This window comes from Arthrobacter sp. AFG7.2 (assembly GCF_002892835.1).
Classification (GTDB): domain Bacteria; phylum Actinomycetota; class Actinomycetes; order Actinomycetales; family Micrococcaceae; genus Arthrobacter.
The window spans coordinates 257,935-278,560 of the sequence record NZ_PJMB01000001.1; the positions used below are offsets into that span (position 1 = coordinate 257,935).

Annotated in this window: 18 protein-coding genes; 8 read left to right on the forward strand and 10 right to left on the reverse strand. The window is 64.8% G+C overall.

Annotation, left to right across the window (positions count from 1 at the left end):
* Positions 1-7 precede the first annotated feature (7 nt).
* Positions 8-550 carry a hypothetical protein gene (locus CXX84_RS01195; protein WP_317614923.1) on the reverse strand — a complete coding sequence of 181 codons (543 nt, stop codon included), beginning with the start codon at positions 548-550 and terminating at the stop codon, positions 8-10.
* 197 nt (positions 551-747) lie between these two features.
* Here CXX84_RS01195 and CXX84_RS01200 point away from each other — a divergent pair, with 197 nt between their 5' ends.
* A complete protein-coding gene (locus tag CXX84_RS01200; protein WP_223252914.1) occupies positions 748-1,653 on the forward strand; it encodes a LysM peptidoglycan-binding domain-containing protein in 906 nt (301 codons plus the stop codon).
* A 53-nt stretch (positions 1,654-1,706) separates the two neighbouring features.
* Positions 1,707-2,207 (forward strand): Rv3235 family protein, encoded by a 501-nt coding sequence (locus CXX84_RS19040; RefSeq protein ID WP_189337450.1) that lies wholly within the window; start codon positions 1,707-1,709, stop codon positions 2,205-2,207.
* Positions 2,208-2,302: 95 nt separating this feature from the next.
* Here the strand turns inward: CXX84_RS19040 and secA are convergent, their stop codons facing one another.
* From secA to mtrA, 7 genes are all read right to left on the reverse strand, one after another.
* Positions 2,303-5,041, reverse strand: a complete 2,739-nt coding sequence (gene secA, locus CXX84_RS01210; protein WP_102974910.1) for a preprotein translocase subunit SecA — start codon at positions 5,039-5,041, stop codon at positions 2,303-2,305.
* Positions 5,042-5,126: 85 nt separating this feature from the next.
* Complete coding sequence (locus CXX84_RS01215) at positions 5,127-6,356, reverse strand: winged helix-turn-helix domain-containing protein (protein ID WP_102974911.1); 1,230 nt, start codon at positions 6,354-6,356, stop codon at positions 5,127-5,129.
* Between the two features lie 32 nt (positions 6,357-6,388).
* The gene (gene hpf, locus CXX84_RS01220) at positions 6,389-7,114 is read right to left on the reverse strand and encodes a ribosome hibernation-promoting factor, HPF/YfiA family (RefSeq protein WP_102974912.1); all 726 of its coding nucleotides are present in this window, start codon (positions 7,112-7,114) and stop codon (positions 6,389-6,391) included.
* A 144-nt stretch (positions 7,115-7,258) separates the two neighbouring features.
* Positions 7,259-8,167, reverse strand: coding sequence for a ComF family protein (locus CXX84_RS01225; protein ID WP_102974913.1), 909 nt, complete (start codon positions 8,165-8,167; stop codon positions 7,259-7,261).
* A 139-nt stretch (positions 8,168-8,306) separates the two neighbouring features.
* Positions 8,307-10,025: an LpqB family beta-propeller domain-containing protein gene (locus CXX84_RS01230; RefSeq protein ID WP_102974914.1), complete on the reverse strand. Its 1,719-nt coding sequence runs from the start codon at positions 10,023-10,025 to the stop codon at positions 8,307-8,309.
* Entirely contained in the window at positions 10,022-11,929 is a 1,908-nt protein-coding gene (gene mtrB / locus CXX84_RS01235; protein WP_223252916.1) for an MtrAB system histidine kinase MtrB, read from the reverse strand. The genes CXX84_RS01230 and mtrB overlap by 4 nt, the downstream gene beginning before the upstream one ends.
* Complete coding sequence (gene mtrA, locus CXX84_RS01240) at positions 11,901-12,575, reverse strand: MtrAB system response regulator MtrA (protein ID WP_102974915.1); 675 nt, start codon at positions 12,573-12,575, stop codon at positions 11,901-11,903. The genes mtrB and mtrA overlap by 29 nt, the downstream gene beginning before the upstream one ends.
* A gap of 544 nt (positions 12,576-13,119) precedes the next feature.
* Between mtrA and CXX84_RS01245 the strand changes: the two genes are divergently transcribed.
* From CXX84_RS01245 to CXX84_RS01270, 6 genes are read left to right on the forward strand one after another with little or no spacing between them, the layout of a single operon-like run.
* Entirely contained in the window at positions 13,120-14,163 is a 1,044-nt protein-coding gene (locus CXX84_RS01245; RefSeq protein WP_223252917.1) for a hypothetical protein, read from the forward strand.
* Positions 14,153-14,824, forward strand: coding sequence for a DUF4129 domain-containing protein (locus CXX84_RS01250; protein WP_102974917.1), 672 nt, complete (start codon positions 14,153-14,155; stop codon positions 14,822-14,824). Before CXX84_RS01245 ends, CXX84_RS01250 begins: the two co-directional genes overlap by 11 nt.
* Positions 14,821-16,014, forward strand: a complete 1,194-nt coding sequence (locus CXX84_RS01255; RefSeq protein ID WP_102974918.1) for a DUF4350 domain-containing protein — start codon at positions 14,821-14,823, stop codon at positions 16,012-16,014. Before CXX84_RS01250 ends, CXX84_RS01255 begins: the two co-directional genes overlap by 4 nt.
* Entirely contained in the window at positions 16,011-17,006 is a 996-nt protein-coding gene (locus CXX84_RS01260) for an AAA family ATPase (protein WP_102974919.1), read from the forward strand. The genes CXX84_RS01255 and CXX84_RS01260 overlap by 4 nt, the downstream gene beginning before the upstream one ends.
* Positions 17,006-18,298 (forward strand): DUF58 domain-containing protein, encoded by a 1,293-nt coding sequence (locus CXX84_RS01265; RefSeq protein ID WP_102974920.1) that lies wholly within the window; start codon positions 17,006-17,008, stop codon positions 18,296-18,298. The genes CXX84_RS01260 and CXX84_RS01265 overlap by 1 nt, the downstream gene beginning before the upstream one ends.
* 46 nt (positions 18,299-18,344) lie before the next feature.
* Positions 18,345-19,058: a DUF4166 domain-containing protein gene (locus tag CXX84_RS01270; RefSeq protein WP_102974921.1), complete on the forward strand. Its 714-nt coding sequence runs from the start codon at positions 18,345-18,347 to the stop codon at positions 19,056-19,058.
* A gap of 24 nt (positions 19,059-19,082) precedes the next feature.
* On the opposite strand, the gene CXX84_RS01275 is transcribed toward CXX84_RS01270, so the two are convergent.
* Both CXX84_RS01275 and CXX84_RS01280 read right to left on the reverse strand, forming a co-directional pair.
* Positions 19,083-20,132 (reverse strand): hypothetical protein, encoded by a 1,050-nt coding sequence (locus tag CXX84_RS01275; RefSeq protein WP_102975331.1) that lies wholly within the window; start codon positions 20,130-20,132, stop codon positions 19,083-19,085.
* A gap of 23 nt (positions 20,133-20,155) precedes the next feature.
* The gene (locus CXX84_RS01280) at positions 20,156-20,563 is read right to left on the reverse strand and encodes a chorismate mutase (RefSeq protein WP_102974922.1); all 408 of its coding nucleotides are present in this window, start codon (positions 20,561-20,563) and stop codon (positions 20,156-20,158) included.
* Positions 20,564-20,626 lie beyond the last annotated feature (63 nt).

Consider the following 20,626-nt stretch of genomic DNA (forward strand, 5'->3'; position numbering starts at 1 on the left):
CCGGCCGCTAGAACTCCCCGGGCAGCCTCGACCTGACTGCGGCCAGGCCCGCAAAGGGAATGACCGACACCTGGCCCACCTGTGATTTTCGGCGCGCCTCTCCGGGAGTGTGCGTTGCCAAATCAAGGTGGTCTTTCCCTACCCTGTCGATAACCCCCACCAGCCGGATTGCCCTGCCGCTGTGTCCAACCGTCACCGACAGTTCCGCCCGGTCCCTTGCCAGACCCCGCAAAGCGTGGGAAAGCCCCAACCCGCGGCGCACCTGTGATGGCTCGGCCACGGTCAGCCGTCCAAGCCCTGAATAGCACATGACGGCAGCGTAGGGGATGAGAACCTGATGCTGCTCGTCGTCCAGCACCAAAGCGTCCGCGCCCGCGTGGCTGAGCGTGCCGTGCACGGCGTCGCCACAGGCGAGGTGCACAGCGAGCCGATAGCCCAACGTTCCACGCAGCCTGTCCGCGAGTTCAATGGAGACCATTTCCGCCCTGGCGCGGTCATTAATCTCAGTGTCGAATGAAAGGCGTTCTGACTCGGCAAATTGGCTTTCCATGTCAGTAAAAAGAGCATCCCAGCGCATTGCGCCAGAGTATGGCCGCTATGCGAGCCTCGTCAACGCTGGAAGTAATTCCTTCCAACGTCTGGACAAACCGCGCGTGGGCCCAGCAAACTGTGTTTATGCACACCAAACAGCATCAAACCGCATCAAAATGGAGGGGCGCGCTTCGGGCAGAAGCTCCGAGGACGTCCATGGATGGGCTCACGGCAGCAGGAATCCTGCTGCTGGGTGTCCTGCTCTGCCTCATCGGGGCAGGCCTGATGGAACACTTCAGGGATGGTGCCGCCCGCCGGCAGGAGCCCGGCATGGAGGAACTCCTCGCCGTGACCGCCGCCGCTGCCGGCGCCGGTATTGTGCTGTGGTGGATCGCATCGATGGCCTGCGCGGCCGCGTCAGCCCTGCTGGAGCGGACGGGCCGAACCAGGGCGGCAGCAGCCACCAGAAAGCTCTCACCTGCCTTTATGCAGCGACTCGTGCTCGGTGCACTGTCCTTCCAGCTTCTGTCGGGTCCGGTTGCGCAAGCCGCTGTGACGGTGCCTGGGCCTGAATGGACTCCTACTCAAGGAGGGTCTTCTTCCGCTCCCGCCATTCCAGGCACTGGTACGAATGGAACCAGCGCAAAAACGAGCGCGGAAGACGCCGGTGCGGGAGGAGCGGACGTATCCTTGCTGGCGCCCGTGACCGGCCCTGAGCCACACCACCCTCCTGTGCATGTCCCGGACGGGGGCGCAGACAGACAAGACAGCGAACGGGGCCAGGTTGTCCTGCCGCAACAGCCTGCCATAACTCGAGCAGCTCCCCCGTCTTCTCTCAACCCCGGGTGGCAGCCGGCCGCCCCGGTTACAGACCCTGGAATGCTTGCGGCCCCAGGTACCCGGGCCCTGACAGGGGAATCACGGCCACGGGTTGAAGGAGGTGTGGCTGTCCAAGCTGGTGACACGCTGTGGGACATAGCAGCCCGCCATCTGGGTCCTGGCGCCTCGGATCTCGATATCGCTCTTCAGTGGCCCCGCTGGCATGAGGCCAACCGGGAGCTCATCGGGCAGAATCCCAACGTACTCCTTCCGGGCCAGATCCTTCACCCGCCTTTTGTCTGACCAGAAACACTCCTGGCCAGATCCGCAGTGCCATACCTAGTAAGGGGACACCCATGAGTGCAGCAACACCCATACCAGCCGTCCAGGATAAAAGTACTGCCCCGGGAGCAGCGCAGCCGGGCCTGTCACCCCGGCATCAGCCCGTCTCTGCGCCGTCAGTCTCTGCCCGCGAAATAACTCCCGCGGCATTGCGCCCCGTCGACGATTTGGTTGAAGTCCGGGCGGTCACCCGCAGTACGGTTCAGGCGTCCATGGAGGTACTTGCCGGCATCAGGCCGATCCACCAGCTGGCGAGACGTCTTGACCCGCGCTGCCTCGCTGCGCTGCAGCATCGGGCTGCCCTGATCAGGCGGGAATTCGCCCGCAGCGGCAACCCGGTACTTGCCCGCCTTCATCGCAACTCTGCTGTCAGATCAGTCCGTGTCTGTGAAGTCTCCGATGGAGTATATGAAGCAAGTGCAGTGGTGGTGGACGACGTGCGGGCCCGCGCGGTCGCGATCCGGCTTGAGCGGAGCAAACAAGTGTGGCGGGTAACTGAACTTGTCATCGGCTGAAGTGAGGATGAAACGCGGACAGGGCCGGAAACACTGTTCCCGGCCCTGTCTTCACTCAACGTGTCCCTTACTCGGGCCAGCACTTAACGGCACGGTCAGCGGCGCTTCTTCTTTGCAGGGCGCTTTGCTGCCTCCTGTGCCGCCGCTTTCGCGGGATTCCCCGACCGGCCCGAAGAACGCGTCTCCACCCTGGTTTGCGTTCCGCCACTCTCGCTGGGGGCGGTGTACTGCAACTGCGCCGGCTTCTCCGGCGCTTCGAGGCCGGCAGCGCGGACCTGTGGTTCCACGTGCTCGGTGTGACCGCCTGCGTCGTCTGCGACTACCACGTCCTGGGCAGGAGTGACTTCCACTTCAAGGTTGAACAGGAACCCAACGCTCTCCTCGCGGATGGCTTCCATCATGCTCTGGAAAAGAACGAATCCTTCCCGCTGGTACTCGACCAGAGGATCACGCTGCGCCATGGCGCGCAGGCCGATTCCTTCCTTGAGGTAGTCCATTTCGTACAGGTGTTCCTGCCACTTCCGGCCGATGACGGAGAGGACCACGCGGCGCTCAAGTTCCCGCATGCTTTCCGAGCCAAGCGCTTCCTCCCGCGCCTGGTATACCAGGCGTGCGTCGGACAGCAGCTCTTCCTTCAGGAACTCCACGGTGAGCCTGGATTTGCCACCGGCTTCCTCGATGATTTCGTCCGGTGTGACACTGACCGGGTAAAGAGTCTTGAGGTTGGTCCAGAGCTGGTTAAAGTCCCAGTCGTCGCCATTGCCTTCTGCAGTTGCAGCGTCAATAAGGGCAGTGACAGTGTCCTCAACGAAGAACTGCACTTTCTCGTGCAGGTCGTCTCCTTCCAGGATCCGGCGCCGGTCACTGTAGATAGCCTCACGCTGGCGGTTGAGAACGTCGTCGTATTTCAGGACGTTCTTGCGCTGTTCAGCGTTGCGGCCCTCCACCTGGCCCTGGGCTGATGCGATCGCCCGGGACACGAGCTTCGATTCCAGGGCAACGTCGTCGGGCACGGAGCTGTTCATGAGCCGTTCGGCTGCGCCGGAGTTGAAGAGCCGCATGAGGTCATCGGTCAGCGACAGGTAGAAGCGGGACTCACCAGGGTCACCCTGGCGGCCGGACCGACCGCGGAGCTGGTTGTCGATGCGGCGTGACTCATGGCGTTCAGTACCAAGGACGTAGAGCCCGCCGAGGTTCAGGACTTCCTCATGCTCGTCCTTAACAGCCTGCTTGGCAGCTTCGAGAGCGGCCGGCCACTCGGACTCGTACTCCTCCGAGTTCTCTTCAGGATCGAGTCCGCGCTTCGCCAGTTCGGCCACGGCAGTGAACTCAGCGTTGCCGCCGAGCATGATGTCGGTTCCGCGGCCGGCCATGTTGGTTGCCACCGTGACGGCGGCCTTTCGGCCTGCCTGGGCGACGATGGCAGCTTCGCGGGCGTGGTTCTTCGCATTGAGAACCTCGTGCCGGATCCCTTCCTTGGCGAGAAGGCGGGAGAGATACTCGCTCTTTTCAACGCTGGTGGTGCCCACCAGGACCGGCTGGCCCTTTTCGTGCCGTTCCGCGATGTCTTTCACGACGGCGTCAAACTTCACCGTTTCGTTCTTGAAGACGAGGTCCGCCTGGTCGATGCGCTGCATGTCGCGGTTGGTGGGAATCGCCACCACACCCAGCTTGTAGGTGCTCATGAATTCCGCTGCCTCGGTTTCGGCAGTTCCGGTCATGCCTGAAAGCTTTTGGTACATGCGGAAGTAGTTCTGGAGGGTCACGGTGGCCAGGGTCTGGTTTTCCGCCTTGATCTCGACGCCTTCCTTGGCCTCGATCGCCTGGTGCATGCCCTCGTTGTACCGTCGGCCGGCAAGGATACGGCCTGTGTGCTCATCCACGATCAGGACCTCTCCGTCCAGGATCACGTAGTCCTTGTCCCGCTTGAAGAGTTCCTTGGCCTTGATGGCGTTGTTAAGGAAGCCGATGAGGGGCGTGTTCGCGGACTCATACAGGTTCTGGATACCGAGGTAGTCCTCCACCTTCTCGATGCCGCTTTCCAGTACGCCCACCGTGCGCTTCTTCTCGTCGACCTCGTAGTCCTTTTCAGGCTGGAGCCGGAGGACGACCTTGGCGAATTCGCTGTACCAGCGGTTGGTATCCCCCTGCGCCGGGCCGGAGATGATGAGCGGTGTCCGGGCCTCGTCGATAAGGATGGAGTCCACTTCGTCAACGATGGCGAAGTGGTGTCCGCGCTGAACCAGCTCGTTTTTGTCCCAGGCCATGTTGTCCCTGAGGTAGTCGAAGCCGAATTCGTTGTTCGTACCGTAGGTGATGTCTGAAGCGTACTGCTGGCGCCGGACCGTGGGGTCCTGGTTCGAGAGGATGCATCCGCTGCTCAGGCCCAGGAACCTGTAGACGCGGCCCATGAGATCTGACTGGTATTCAGCGAGGTAGTCGTTCACGGTGATGACATGGACGCCCTTGCCGGCAAGCGCATTGAGGTAGGCGGGAGCGGTCGCCACCAGGGTCTTGCCTTCACCGGTCTTCATCTCTGCGATGTTTCCCAGGTGCAGGGCGGCTCCGCCCATCAGCTGGACATCGAAATGGCGCATTCCCAGCGTCCGTGAGGACGCTTCCCTGACGGCGGCGAAAGCCTCCGGAAGCAGGTCATCAAGCTTTTCCCCGTCCTGGTGGCGTTCGCGCAGCCGGTCGGTTTCCTCCCGGAGCTCGGCGTCCGTGAACGTCTTGAACGAGTCTTCCAGGGCATTGATGGAATCGGCATAGTTCCGCAGTTGCCGGAGAGTTTTTTTGTCACCCGTGCGGAGAAGTTTTTCGATAAGTGATGCCACGTGAAGATGCTCCCAGTCTCATGCCGCCGAATTCTGGCGTTTTTAGTCTACGGGAGAGACACCGCCGAGGGGTCCGCGTGTTCCCTCAGAGCGGATAGTCCCTTCCGGCGCCTACGGCCCCGGCGAGGCTGCCGGCCAGGTTGCCGACCGGAAAGACCTCCACGTCGGGCAGTCCCAGCCAGTCGGCCATCAGCCGCAGCTCCGCGGCAAGTTCAGCGGCGGTATCCGGTGGCGCATCCGGCTCCGCAAACGCGGACCTTGCCAGCAGCTTCCCGCCCTGGCGGTCCGCCTTCAGGTCCACGCGCGCAACAATTCTGTCGCGGAGGAGGAATGGCAGGACGTAGTACCCGTAGCGCCTCTTGGGTTCCGGCGTGTAAATCTCGATCCTGTAGTGGAAGCCGAACAGCTCCTCGAGCCGCCGGCGTTCGAAGACCAGGGAGTCGAACGGGCTCAGCAGGGCACGCCCGGTGGCACGCCGCGGCAACCTCGCGCCAACATGGCGGAAGACGTCACGTTTCCAGCCAAGCACAGTCACCGGTTCCAGCGTGCCCTGCTGGACCAGCCTGTCGACGGCGGCCCCTGCTGCCTTGGCAGGAATGCGGAAGTAGTCAGCGAAACACCGCACGGTTCCGATGCCGTGCGCCTGTGCGGCCGCGTCAACCAACCGTTCCATCGCCTCTGCGGGATCAGCATCCGGCACTGCCGGACCGGAAAGATGCGGCAGCACCTTTGCGGTCAAGGTGTACCTGCGCTCAAACTGCTCAGTCCGCGCTGCTGCGGAGACGAGGCCTTCCTGGAACAGGTCTTCAAGGACTCTCTTCACCGCATTCCAGTTCCAGCCCCAGTTCACCGTTTGTTTTTCCTCGACGTGGCCGATCCGGGCGGTCAGCTCCGCTGCGGTCATGGGCCTTGAGCGTTCCAGAATGTCAATGATTCGCCGCGAGATCATCGCGCGAAGCTCCGGATCCATCCGGGAGGCGCCAACCCAGGCGCGCTTCTGCCACAAAAGGAGGTCTGCATAGTGTTCGGGCCTGATGTAACTCGCCTCGTGAGCCCAGTACTCCACCATGCGCCGGGGATGAACAGCAGACATCCGCTGGAGGATCGAGCGGTCGTAATTGCCCAGGCGGGAAAAGAAAGGAAGGAGGTGGCTGCGGGAAACAACGTTGACGGAATCAATCTGGACAAGCTGGATCCGGGCAAAGGTTCGGCCCACCGCCCGTGATGTCACGGGGCCGGTGGGCCGTCCTTTGTCGAGTCCCTGTGCTGCCAAAGCGATCCGCCGTGCCTGGTCCAGGCTCAGCGTCGCTGACACATCAGTCCTCTCTGTGGAAGGTGTTCACCACCCTAAGCGTTTGCGGCCGCGTCATCCGAACGGTACGCGATAACTTTCTCCTCCACCACGGTGTCACCGGGTTCGCACTCGTGGTCCAGGGTGATGACCCCGTAGGTCCAACCGCGGCGACGGTACACGACAGATGGCGTGTTGGTGGCCTTGTCGACGAAAAGGTAGAAATCGTGGCCAACGAGTTCCATGTTGTCCACTGCGTCATCGAGGGAGAGGGAAGCAGCAGGAAAAACCTTGCGCCGGATCAGGACGGGGGAATCCCCCGCCGGGATGTCGTTCTCGACATCGTAAGGAGACCTGTCTTCGGGGACGGCCACCGCTTCATTCTTGTGGTTGGCCTCCATGTACAGCGGCTCATGGGAGCTGGCGGGTTCGAGCGAGGCGGTGGCTTCGCGGACTGCCTTGGGTGTGTGGCGTCCGTGGTGGACCTTCTTGCGGTCCTTCGCGCGCCGCAGACGCTCAAGCAGCTTGTTGTAGGCAAGATCAAAGGCTGCGAACTTATCGGCAGCGCTGGCTTCGGCTCGGATCACGGGTCCCCGGCCCAGTACTGTCACCTCAACGGTCAGCTGATCGCCGGTCTGCCGGGCATTGGTCTCCTTGGAGACTTTCGCGTCGACCCGCTGGACCTTGTCCCCCAGCGATTCGATTTTCGAAATCTTTTCCCCAGCATATTCGCGGAACCGGTCTGAAACTGTCAGATTGCGTCCGCTGATCATAAACTCCATGGTGCCCTCCAAATGACTTCGGTGACACGACGGCGGCGCTTCCCTGGGCCGATCTGCCTGACAGTCGAGCCCCTCTCCGAGCCGCCATCGAAAGGTACATTCTGTTCTTGGTACCCACAACCGACGTTAGTTCATAGGCACCTGTTATTCATCCTTTCCCGGTTTATTTTTTTCCAAGTCATGGTGACTTCCCCGGCGTTCCCGGGGATAGGCCCCGCTGCCTTCTGCATCCGGCGGGCGTGTTGCGGCGAGGACAACCGCTCCCGCTACCAGCGCTCCGCCACTATGCAGTGCGCGCGCCGCTTCGGCCAGCGTCGCACCGGTGGTCAGGACGTCGTCGACAATGATGCAGCGGTGCCCGGCGACCCTGCTCTGCCCCTGCCGGCGAAGCCGCATGGAACCACGCACCCGCTGTGCACGGGCACCACGGCCAAGGCCTTTTTGACCGCCCGGAAGCTGCAGGCCGGACCGTCCTGCCTTGGCGAGCACATCGGCGACCACCAGCCCGGGCCATTGGCCTACCGCACCTCGAAGGAGCAAGTGCACCGGGCTGAAACCACGGTTGAGGTACGCCTTGGTGCTGGTGGGGACAGGAACAAGGAAAAAGTCGCCCGAGCCTTCCGTAGCCGCCCGAACCGCCCCTCCGAGCCCACGGCCGAGGCTTTGTTTGAGCTGATACTGGCCATGCCTCTTGAAGGACAGCAGCGCCTGGGCCAGCTCTTCCCGGTAGACTCCGGCAGCCACCACCGGAAGCAGTACCCGCCCCTCCACATCCATCAGTGCCGGGGCGCCGCTTTCCGCCCGGAACGGGGCGCAGGTCAGCCGTCGGATGTCCCGGCCGCATGGGATGCACAACGCCTTGTCTTCGGCCCCGCAACACACGCAATCCACAGGCACGGCGAGGGACAGCAGGTCAGCCGCCGCCTCTGTGATGAGGTCGATGAACCGAAGGAGCGCGCTGCGGTGGTCCGAACGGTGCCTGCCGGGAGGTCCGGCAGGCACCCGGAGGTCGGGATCCCACCGACCAGGTGCTGCGGCCCTGTTCCGAAACATGCGTCTGCTGCCCACACCCTGACCTTTCCCCAGGTTGCGGTTGCGGGACAGCGGCCACGTGCCCTATGTGGATATTGTCCGGGCACGGCCGGACCGGCCTGTGAACCCATTTTCCCTGCACAAGGCCCGGAGCGGGTTTTCAGCCGGGGAACGAAGGATCGATTGGCCCCTGGATCTGTGGGGACCAGCCATTCCCAAGCCGTTGGAAGACGCCCTCGCCGGACTGGGCGTAGATGTCCTCAGCCCCGTTGCCTGCGCTCAGCGCCACAAGCCCAGGCCATGGAGCGAGTTGTTGCGGCTCCCCGGATGTGAGTGACAGCAACTCGGGGGTGACGTTGGATGCTGCTGATCCCTTCATGACCACAATGGTTGTATCCGTGACCCATGCGCCCTGGTCGGGCCCGCTGTCGGTCGCCAGGCTGATGGGCGGCGTCAGCTCGCGTGGTGTCCCGTCGCTGCCCCGGATGATCCCTGTCACCTGAACCCGGGTTTTGCCGTTTTGCTCAGAGATCACCAGAGCCCGCACGCCTTCGCGGGAAATCCGGAACTCCTTGACGGTCCGCCCGGCCAGCCATGCCGGAGTGAGGGTAACAGCCGGCACAGTGGCGCCCTCCGCGATGCCGGCAGGGCGGTAAGCCACCACTTCGGTGCCCCCCGCAGCTCCGGGTCCGGCGGACCATACCCATTCATTGAGGCCGAAGGACGGCCGGCTGAGGGTACTTCTGGTGGTGAGGGCCCTGGCTGGCTGCCCGGGGCTGATGCTGTACAGCGTGGTGCGGCTGTCATTGAGGAAAGCAGCGGTCTGCGACACCGGCGATTCTGCCGGAAGCCTGGGATTGAGGGCGGATACAGGCTGCATATCAGGCAGAGGTGAGACCCTGTTGTTTTCGTAGCGCACCAGGTCGTTGCCGCTGATGGCGATTTGGCGGGATGGCACGCTCTTATCCTGAAGCGGCGGGAGTACTGATCCGTTGTCCTCGACCCGGACCAGGTCCTGGTTGGCGCGCAGCTCAACATTGACGACGTCGGGCTGGCTGCGGAACGTCAACGTCAACTGCATCTGCATCCTCAGGCGGTCCTCCGGGGACGACTCCATAAGCTCCTTGGCTGTCAGGTCCACCTGCGCAGCCCCTGAGACGACGGGAACGGATTCCCTCGCGAGCTTGATGCCGGAGGGGAACGCGCTCGCGACCGCACCGCGGAGGTAGGGTGCCGGCCCGGCCAGCAAAGCACTGGTCATCGCTTTGACAGTCTTGTTCTTGATGAACCAGCGGACGTCGGGAACGGCAAAGGTGAAACTGGGGTCGTAAAAATAGATCGGGTAAGCGCCGTAGATGACCTTGAAGGTTTCCTCGGCGATAGCAGTGCCGTCGGGAATGGCCGAAATGCGCCATTCCCCTTCCACCTCGGTGACCGTGACCGGGATGTTTTCAATGGTTCCCTTCGGTGATTGGGTGGCAATGCCGTCAGCATCCACCGTGTATGCGACGTCGAGCTCGTAGTTATAGACGTTCTCGACTCCAGTTGCCACCACCCGCGCTTCCCGGTAGACCAGGGCACGCTGGTCCGGTTTCCACGAGACCGAGGAGGCCTGCGTCAAATATTGGCGTGCAACGGCGTAATCGTCTTCGTAACCGCTGCCTGCCCGGTAGAAGTAGTCGATGATGGTTTCCGGTGAAGCGCCCGGCTGGGGCGCGGCCGGGAGGAACACCGGTGCGCTGAGGTTTCCCGCGCTGCCCTCGCCGCTTTTGCCCACCGGTCCGGAGGTAGGTATCCGGGCGCAGCCGGCCAGCAGTACGAGCAGGAGGACCAGCAGGGAAGCAGCCACTTTGGCCTGGCGGCCGGCGGAGCCCGTCATGTTTTCTCCTTCGCGGCAGACTCCGGACCCGGGAAGGCGCCGCCTGTTCCCAGGACCAGCATGTTGCTGTTGCCCGGCTCGCCCGGCATCGTTATGTCCTCCGGCTCCAGCTGAACCGGGGATTTGTCGATTTCTTCTCCCTGGCGCAGGGGCAGTGTCAGCCGGAAGTTGGCGCCGCTGCCCTTTTTGCCCCAGGCCTGAAGCCACCCGTTGTGCAGTTTGGTGTCTTCCATGGCAATGGAGAGCCCCAGGCCGCTGCCGCCGGTAGTGCGGGCACGTGCCGGGTCGGCCCGCCAGAAACGGTCAAAGACGCGCGCCGCTTCGGACGGAGCCATCCCAATACCATGGTCCCGGACAGCCACCCCCACTGCTGTCTGGCTGGCTGCGACCGTAACAGTGACCGGTTTTCCTTCACCGTGTTCCACGGCGTTCAGGATCAGGTTGCGCAGGATCCTGTCTATCCGGCGGGCGTCCATCTCCACGATGATGGCCCCCTCGGGTGCCCGCAGGATTATCCCGGAACCGTATTCCGCAGCTACCGGAGCGGCGCCCTCAATGGCATGCGCTACCACCTGCAAAATGTCTTCCGCTTCGGCGTCGAGCACGGCTACGCCGGCATCGAAGCGGGAAATTTCGAGCAGGTCCGACAACAGTGACTGGAAGCGCTCAACCTGGTTGTACAGCAGTTCAGCGGAACGCCGGTTAATGGGATCGAACTCGTGGCGGGCGTCGTACAGGACTTCGGCTGCCATCCGGACTGTGGTCAACGGTGTCCGCAGTTCGTGGGAGACATCGGAGACAAAGCGCTGCTGCATTTGCGAGAGGGTTGCCAGCTGGGTGATCTGCTCCTGGAGGCTGGCAGCCATGTGGTTGAAGGAGGCGCCCAGGCGGGCCACCTCGTCTTCGCCCCGGACCACCATCCGCTCCTGCAACTGGCCCGCAGCGAGTTTCTCCGAAACCATGGCGGCGTGGCTGACGGGGCTGACCACGTTGCGGGTGACGTACCAGGCAACCGCCCCGATCAGCAGGACCAGCACGGCACCGCCCGCCCACAGGACGCTCTGGATCTCATCCAGGGTCTGCTGCGCGGTGTTCAGGTCGTAGATCAGGTAGAGCTCGTAAACGGTTCCGTTGAAGTCCACCTTGTTGCCCACGGCGATGCCGGGCCGGTCCTCGGTGCCTACCGGAATGACAGTTGAGGCCCAGTACTGGTCCCTGCCGGACTCCTGAACTGCCTTGCGGAGTTCGGGCGGGATGACGCTCACTGTCAGCTGGTCCGAGGCCCGCGATTCCACCCAGCGGTTCCGCGGCTTGGTTTGTTCCGGCATGGCCTCAAAAACGTACCTGCGCTGGATCACCGAACCGCGGCCCTCCACCGCGTTGAGGGTGTCGTACACCAGGGTGATCACGCTGGACTGGTCGGTGACCTGCGCGCCGTCGAACGTGTCCTGCACCTGCTTGACGTGGTAGCTGGTCTCCGACTCCGCCTGCGTCAGCCGCTCCTGGAACAGGTTGTTGGCGATCTGGTTGGACAGGTAGGCGCCGACCACGGCGAACGAGGTGACGGCCAGGAGGAGGGTGGTGAGGACGGTGCGGAACTGCAGTGACCGCCGCCACCGCCGGTGCAGCGTCCGCGCGATGAAGCGCAGTGCCGGCAGGAAACGCCGGAACCCGGTCCTGACCAGGCGTGCGACGCGCAGGCTGACGATCAGGGCACGCCGCCGCCAAAGGTGGGCGCGGAACGTCAGACGCCGGAGGCTGGCAGCGCCGGCGTCCTCGGGAGCAGGGGACGGACCGTTTGCGTTTCCGTCCCCGGCGGAACCGCCCGCGGGAGCGGGCGCACCCGCAACGGGTGCGCCATCTTGCGCAGCGGGTTCAGGCCCCTGCTTTATAGCCGACACCACGCACCGTCAATACGACTTCCGGAGCTTCCGGATCCTGCTCGATCTTGGACCGGAGGCGCTGGACATGGACGTTCACCAGGCGTGTGTCAGCAGCATGGCGGTAGCCCCAGACCTGCTCGAGCAACAGCTCGCGGGTGAACACCTGCCATGGCTTCCGGGCCAGGGCCACCAGGAGGTCAAACTCCAAAGGCGTCAAGGAAATCCGTTCGTTGCCCCGGCTGACCGTGTGGCCGGCCACATCAATGGTGATGTCGGCAATGCGCAACGTCTCTGGAGCCTTCTGGTCGCCGGGACGGAGCCGCGCACGGACGCGGGCTACCAGTTCCGCCGGTTTGAAAGGCTTGGGCACATAGTCGTCAGCGCCGGATTCAAGTCCGCGGACGACGTCGGACGTGTCCGATTTGGCGGTGAGCATAACGATGGGCACATCCGACTCCGCCCGAACCTGCCGGCAGACCTCGATGCCGTCCACGCCCGGGAGCATGAGGTCCAGCAAAACAAGGTCCGGCCGCGATGACCGGAAAACGTCGAGCGCCTGGGCGCCGTCAGCGCAGAAAACCGGCTCGAAGCCGTCATTGCGGAGGACAATTCCAATCATTTCGGCCAGCGCTTCATCATCGTCTACCACCAGAATGCGTGCCTTCATAGTTATATATTCCCTTATCAGGATGGCTTTGTCCTGTTCAGCGCCCTCCGGCATGGCGGGACGCTAGGATGCCCGACGCCGGAACTATAGGCTGGTGCCACGCCGGACATCTCCGGCGCCAGGCCGGAGTCAGCGGAGCGGACGCGAGGCCGACGCCGGCTGGATGGGGGGAAGGAAAAAGGTGTCACCAAAGGATTCAGACGCGGAGGAGCCCCACGGCCGCGACCAGAGTGCCTGGGCGCAGCCTCAGGAGCAGCGGTTCCCTCCACGGCAAAACCCTCCGGCGCAGCAGCAACCCCCGGCGCACCAGGCATGGGGCCCGCCGGCCTGGCAACAGCCAAACTGGCAGCAGCCTCCACATTCACAACAACCTCCTGCACAGCAGCAGCCATGGGGCCCGCCGGCCTGGCAGCAGCAGGGCTGGGGCCAGCCCGGTCCCTCCTACCCGCCGTCCCCGCATCCGGGCTATCCCGGCGCCGGTAATCCCCAGCAGGGCTCCCCCTACCTCCAGCCACGCTACGTCGCTCCCCCGAAGCCCGGCATTGTGCCGCTGCGCCCCCTTATGTTCGGTGAAATCCTGGATGGGTCCTTCCAGACGATCAGGCGAAACGCCAAGGCCATGCTTGGCGCTTCCCTGCTGGCCCAATCTCTGGCCGCCATCCTTGCGGCTGTCCTGGCCGCTGTGACAGCAACATCGGCACGTTCCATCGAGGCCTGGGCGGAGAGCGCCAGCGCCGCTGATCTGACCTCGCTCGGTTTGGGATTCGCGGTCGCCATTGTGCTGGTTTCCGTCCTAACGCTCTTCATCGCCTCCGTCCTCCAGGGCGCGATGGTGGTGCCGGTCGCGCGGTCCGTCCTCAACCGCCCCACCGGATTCCGGCAGATGTGGGGCCTGGTCAAGCCGCAGGTGGGAGCCTTGATCCGCTTGGCTGCCCTGCTGATGGCTGCTGCCCTGCTCGCCATGCTTCTGCCGGCAGCGGCAGCTGTCGCGCTGATCGCCGGCATGGAAGGAATGGGCATCCTGTTGCTCATTCCACTCTTCCTCGGTTTTCTTGCGCTCTACATCTGGCTCTATATCAAACTGATGGTGGCCCCTGCCGCCGTCGTGGTGGAGGAGCTGGGCGCCCTGGACGGCCTGCGCCGGTCATGGGACCTGACCCGGGCCAACTGGTGGCGGATCCTGGGGATCACCCTGGCAGTAGGCGTTATGGTGGGGATCATCAGCCAGGTGGTCATGATCCCGGTGAGCCTGTTGCCCCCGCTGGTGGCGAATTTCGTTTCCCCCCATGGCGGCAGCGAACAGGAGATAGCTGTCGCCGTAGCCATCGGAATGGCCACGGCCGTCCTGGGTGCCCTGGCAGGAGCCGTGGCCTACGCCTTCCAAACGTCTGTCATGGCACTCATCTACCTGGACCTCCGGATGCGTAAGGACGGGCTGGATATCTCCCTGCTCCGGATGCTCGAGTCCGGCGCCGATCCCGATGGCATCCCTGGCCGCCGCGAGGCAACCGGCAGGCCGGGCTGGAACCCGGGCAGCCGCAACCCCGGAACTGCAACTGGAACTGGGGCCTGGCCGGATGGCCGCTGAACCACCGGTACTGCCGGGAGCGGATGAAGCCCGGAGGTGGGCAGCGGAGGAACTTGCCCGCGGCGAGTACCGGGATGCGGCGCCGGGCTGGCTCGCGACGCTGTGGGAGGACCTGATGGAATGGCTGTCCTCCCTGGACGGTCCTGCCGAGGCTGGCAACACGCTGCCGGCTACTGCCATCGGACTTGTGATCGCCGCAATCATTGCAGCCGCTGTGATCATCGCCAGGCCACGGCTGAACCCGAAAGCGCGGCGTGCCCGCGAGGTGTTTGAAGCCGGGAGTGTTGTGACGGCCGCCGCCTACCGGCAGCGTGCAGAAGCTTCCGCCGCGGCAGGAAAGTGGGGGGACGCCGTCGTCGACCGGTTCCGGGCACTGGTCCGTTCCGCGGAGGACCGCGCAATCCTGGACCCGCAGCCAGGCCGCACCGCTGACGAGGTGGCACGCGACCTCGCGCTCCCTTTCAGCACCGAAGCGCAACGCCTGGATGAAGCAGCAGGAATTTTTGACGGAATCCGGTACGGCAACAAGGCTGCAGGAAGCGCTGACTACGGGGCAGTAGCCAGCCTGGACAGCACCCTGGAAGCCCTCAAGCCCGTCCGGCGCCCGCAGGAGCAGCGCGGGCAGGACCACGTTGCACCCGGCCCGGCGGCCCTCCCATGACCGGAACAGCGCCGTTTTCCGCAACCTCGGAAAACTCGGTCGCGGACCAGGAACCGGTCCGCAGGACAGGATGGCTCCACCAGCACCGCGGCCTTGCGGCCCTTGCAACCGTGGTGGCCCTCGCCCTGGGCCTGGCTGTCTGGTCGCAGCTCGCTCCGAAAGGTGACAACGTTCCGCTGTCCGTCAACAACGCCGGCCCCAACGGCGCCCGGGCGGTCACCCAGATCCTTGGCCGGCACGGTGTGGAGGTCCACGAGGCAGGCAACTACGAGACCGCCATGGCCAAGCTGCGGGGCAGGTCGGACTCCACCCTGCTGTTGTACGACAGGAACGGTTTCCTGGATGAACCCCGGCTCCTGGACCTGATGGCATCGGCGGAGAAAGTGGTGGTGGTGTCGCCGAGGCTCCAGACCCTTTCAGCGCTTGATGGCGGGATCCGCCAGGCAGGGGTGGTGCCGGACGCAATGCCTGAGCTGGAACCCGGGTGCACCCTTCTTGATGCCGAAGCGGCGGGAGCAGTTTCCGGAGAGTCCGGCTTTCTGTACGACGGCGGCAGGACCTGCTACCGGCCCGGGGGTTCCACTGCCGGCCTCCTTGCTGCCAGCGACGACGGACGGCTAACTGTCCTGGGCAGCACGGCCATCCTAAGTAACGGCCAACTGGATATGCTCGGGCATGCTGCGCTGGCAATCCGTACCCTCGGCGCGTCCCCGGACCTCGTATGGTACCTCCCCACTGTTGCAGACGTGCCGGCCGGCAGCAGCCCCGAAAGCCTCGACGAGCTTGCCCCTGACTGGGTGCGTTTCCTTGGTCCGTGGCTGGCTGCAGTAGTTGTTGCTGCAATAGCCTGGCGCGGCAGGCGCCTCGGCCCCCTGGTGTTTGAGCCCCTGCCGGTGGTTGTTAAGGCGGTGGAGACGGCCGAGGGCCGGGCAAGGCTATATCACGACTCCCGGGCTGTGGACCAGGCCCGCGACAACCTGCGAGCCGGGACCCTGGTGCGGCTTTCGGGGCACCTGCGGCTCGGAGCCGGGGTTACGGCGGACCAGGTTACCGAAGCCGTGGCCCAATTCCTTGGGACACCGGTCCGGGATATCCGCGAACTCGTCAATGAACATCCCGGCAGCGAGGCCCGGCTGGTGGCCTGGTCGCGGGAGCTGGACAATCTAGAGAAAGAAGTCAAGAACCGATGAGCGAGCAAGGCAGCAGCCCCCGCGTCCTGGACCACATGGACCACGATTCTGCCCGCCAGTCCCTCCTGGATGTGCGGCATGAGGTGGCCAAGGCCGTCGTGGGGCAGGACGCTACTGTCACGGGGCTTTTGATTGCACTGCTGTCCCAGGGGCACGTGCTGCTGGAAGGTGTCCCGGGCGTTGCCAAGACCCTTCTGGTGCGCGCGTTGTCGGCAGCACTGAACCTGGACACGAAGCGCGTGCAGTTCACCCCTGACCTGATGCCCGGTGACGTCACCGGCTCACTGGTCTACGACTCGCACACCTCCGAATTTACCTTCCGCGAGGGCCCGGTTTTCACCAACATCCTGCTGGCTGACGAAATCAACCGGACTCCGCCCAAGACACAGGCGTCCCTGCTCGAGGCCATGGAGGAACGGCAGGTATCCGTGGACGGTGTGTCCCGGCCGCTGCCCGCCCCGTTCCTCGTCGCAGCCACCCAAAACCCGGTGGAGTACGAAGGCACCTATCCGCTGCCCGAGGCACAGCTGGACAGGTTCCTGCTCAAGCTGACCATGCCGCTGCCTGGGCGCCAGGACGAAATGGAAGTCATCCGCCGCCACGCCGCCGGCTTTGACCCGCGGGACCTGACAGCTGCCGGCGTCCGCGCCGTGGCAGGTCCTGACGAGCTGGCGCGCGCCCGACAAGCCGTGGCCTCTGTGGCAGTGGACCCTGAAATCATCGCCTATATCGTGGACCTGGTGCGCGCCACCCGCGCTGCCCCATCCTTCCTGCTCGGCGTCTCGCCCCGCGGCGCCACGGCCCTGCTGAACACCTCCAGGTCATGGGCCTGGCTCTCGGGCAGGGGTTTTGTCACACCCGATGACGTCAAGGCCCTGGCCCTCCCCTGCCTGCGGCACCGCGTGGCACTGCAACCCGAAGCCCAGATGGACGGAGTCCGGGTGGATGACGTGCTGGGCAGCATCCTGGCGTCCGTTCCTGTTCCCCGCTGATGGCCATTTCCGGGCGCTTTGTCCTGCTGGTACTGCTTGGCCTGGTGCCGGTCCTGCTGTTCCCCGGCTGGGGTACCGTACTGATGGTGATGTTGGCGCTCGCAGCCCTTGCCGCCGTCGACCTGCTGCTGGCAGCATCACTCAAAGCAGTCCACGTCCTGCGTTCAGACCCTGGAAACGTCACGCTGCACGCCGCTGTGGACGCAGTACTGACGGTGCAGAACGACGGCGGCCGCCGGCTTCACGGGATACTCCGCGACGCGTGGCAGCCCTCGGCAGGGGCCCGGAACCCGGTCCAGGACATCGATGTCCCTGCAGGCGAAAGCAGGCGGTTTACTGTCCGGCTGCAGCCTTCCCGGCGCGGGGACCTCCGGGCACCGCATGCCACGATTCGCGCCTTCGGCCCTCTGCTGCTCGCCGCGCGCCAAAGGACCGTGCAGTGCCCCGGTTCGCTGCGGGTCCTGCCGCCGTTCCGCTCCCGCCGGCACCTGCCGTCCAAGCTGCGGAAACTGCGGGAGCTCGACGGCAAGGCCGCCGTCCAGATCCGCGGTGCCGGCACCGAGTTCGATTCCCTGCGGGACTACGTCCGCGGCGACGACGTCCGGTCCATCGACTGGCGGGCCACGGCACGCCGGCAGGCAGTAGTGGTGCGCACCTGGCGGCCAGAACGTGACCGGCGCGTGGTCATGGTTCTTGATACGTCCAGGACATCCGCAGCAAGGATCAACGATGAAACCCGGCTGGATACCGGAATGGAAGCTGCGCTCCTGCTGGGTGTCCTCGCCGAGCGCGGCGGGGACCGGGTGGACTTCCTGGCCTTTGACCGCCGGGCGCGTGCCAGGGCTGGATCAGCCGGGCAGGGAAACCTCCTTGGGCAGCTCGTCCAGGCCATGGCACCGCTCGAAGCCGAACTCATCGAAATGGATTGGCCGGCGGTCCCGGCGCAGGTCCGCGCCGTTTCCGTGCACCGGTCCCTTGTGGTGCTGTTGACATCGCTGGACGGCGGCGCACCGGAGGAGGGGCTGCTTCCCGTCGCAGCCCGGCTGGCCACGCATCACGTGGTGGTGGTGGCAGCAGTCCGGGACCCTCAGCTGGGCACCATGCGTCAAGAACGCGACAGCGCCGCCGGTGTTTTCCGTGCCGCTGCAGCAGAACGGGCCCTGCTGCAGCGCGCGGCCATCAGCGCCGAGCTTCGCCGGCATGGCGTGGAAGTGGTGGACGCCGAACCCCACCAGCTTCCGCCGCGGCTGGCCGACCTGTACATCAGGCTCAAGGCTGCCGGTACATTGTGAGATCACAGCCAATTGTTTCCGTCCTTTCACCAGCAGGAGGTCCCCCATGAACCTTCCCATCTACCAGCAGTCACTCGGCGCCGACTTTTCCCGGCTGCAGCCCGAGCTGCAGGACTACTTCTCCCTGGTTCCCGGCTCAGGCCGCTATGGCGTGGGGGAAGGAACGTTCGACGTCGTGGGCTGCCGGCAGGAATGGCTTCGGCCTTTGTTGCGGCTCACCAGCGGGGAGGAAGCATTTTTCCCCGAGTACGGCGAGAATGTTCCCTTCCGCATCGAAAACCACGCCCACCAGGACCCCTTTGGCCGCTCCAGCCTCACTGCCCGGCGGGAAATCCGGTTCCCCGGGCGCACCCGCATTTTCCAGGACACCACAAGCATGACCACCAGGAAGGGCACCCCTCAACTGGTGGATTACGTGGGCCGGTACCGGCGGCTGGTCACGGACCTGAACCTGGGCGTGACGGCGGAGGGGCGCCTTCGCGGCGTCTCGGAAGCCTCACGGCTCCTTCTCGGGCCCCTCCGCATTCCCCTTCCAGCCCTGCTGGACGCAAAGGCATACGCGGAGCAGTGGTGGGACCCGGCGGAAGGCCAGAACGGCAGGCACCGGATCCAGGTAAAGGTCATCCAGCCCCAGATCGGCCTGGTCCTGGTGTACGCCGGCAGCTTCGACTACCGGCTGCGCCCCTACACCGGCGGCAGCTCAGCCCGGAGCTTCCTGCCCCGCTACGCGCAGCCGGACCGCTGGGAGAACCGGGTCTGAGCCATTTCGCGAAAGCCGCTCCTGCTAGCCCTGTGCCAGCTGGTTCAGTCCGTCTGCCAGCTGGGTCAGCCTGCCGAGGACCGCTGTGGCCTGGGCAGGGGTGCGGCCCGCGAGCCCGGCCGAAGGCGTGACCCTGATGGCGGCGAGGGACAGTGCCGGAAGCCCCAGCTGCCGCCAGGGACGCCATACCGTTTCCACGGATTCAGCAGTCTTTGGCAGTGTTCCGCCGGCTGCGTCCAGGGCTCCAATCCAGAGGTTCTTGCCTGATTCCACCGCCCCGGCCAAGTGCTCCCACTGCCGGGATGTGAGTGCCTTCAGCGGAACAGCAATGCCGTCCGCCCCGGCAGCCAGGATCTGCTCGAAAGGCGCCTCAACCTCCGGAACGGAAATCACTGTTTCTGCAGCGCCCGCGGCCCGCAGGGCGTCCAGGACCACCCGCCATGATTCGCGTACTTCGGAAGAGGGTACGGCCCGCAGGGTGCGGTACCCGCTCGATGTGGGGATGGTGCCGGCGAGAACCGCGGCGATGTCCGGCTCGTCCACTTGGACTACCACCCGCGCCCCGGGTACAGCTGCCGATACCCTCGCAAGGTAGTCCCCCACCCCGGCGGCCAGCGAGGCAGCAAGATCCCGGCGCGCCCCGTAGTCGATGAGGGCGCGCTCGCCGTTGTGCAGGTGGAGACCGGCCGCGAGGCTCAGCGGCCCCACCAGCTGGATCTTGATTTCGGCGGCGGACTTTTCCTCTGCACCTGCCACATCTGCCAGGACGTTGATGTCCGTGGCAAGGGCGGATGCGGCGCGGCGGAAGTCCTTGCCGGGACGGTCAACCAGCCGCCAGCCATAGGGCTGGACGTCAACGGCCAGCTCCTCGAGGAGGCATGCGGTTCGTCCCAGCGCGTCAGAACCAACGCCCCGGTCCGGCAGCTCGGCGAGGAACGGCAGGTGGGGGCTGCCAAGTTCACCCCGGATGATCCTGGCCGCCTCAACCGGGTCTTCACCCGGCCAGGGCCCCAGCGCCGTCGCGGTGACTTCCCGTTGCGGTGCTGTGGCCGGCGTTGAGGCGCCGCGGTGGATGTCCTGGCGTTCCTGGTCCGTGCTCACGCGAGGGCAGATGCCTGCGGGTGCTGGCCGGAGGCGGCCTCATGGTCTTCGGCAATTGCCTCATGGTGCCGGATGACCTCGCCGATGATGAAGTTGAGGAATTTCTCCGCAAAGGCCGGGTCAAGGTGGGCGTCCTCGGCGAGGCGGCGAAGCCTGGCAATCTGTGCGGCCTCCCGCCCGGGATCCCCCGCGGGCAGCCGGTGGGCAGCTTTGAGGAACCCAACCTTCTGGGTGGCTTTGAAGCGCTCGGCCAGAAGGTAAACCAGGGTGGCATCAATGTTGTCGATGCTGGAGCGGATGGAGAGCAGTTCAGCCATCACGGACGTGTCCACCTGGCCGGCCAGCGAACTGGCGGAGGGGTCGTAGTCTTCGGAATCAGGACTGTGAAGGTTGTGCTGCGTCATGCTTCAAGTCTATGGGCAGGCACCGGAATCACCCGGGTGTTAAGCGCCGGTGCCGCCAACCGG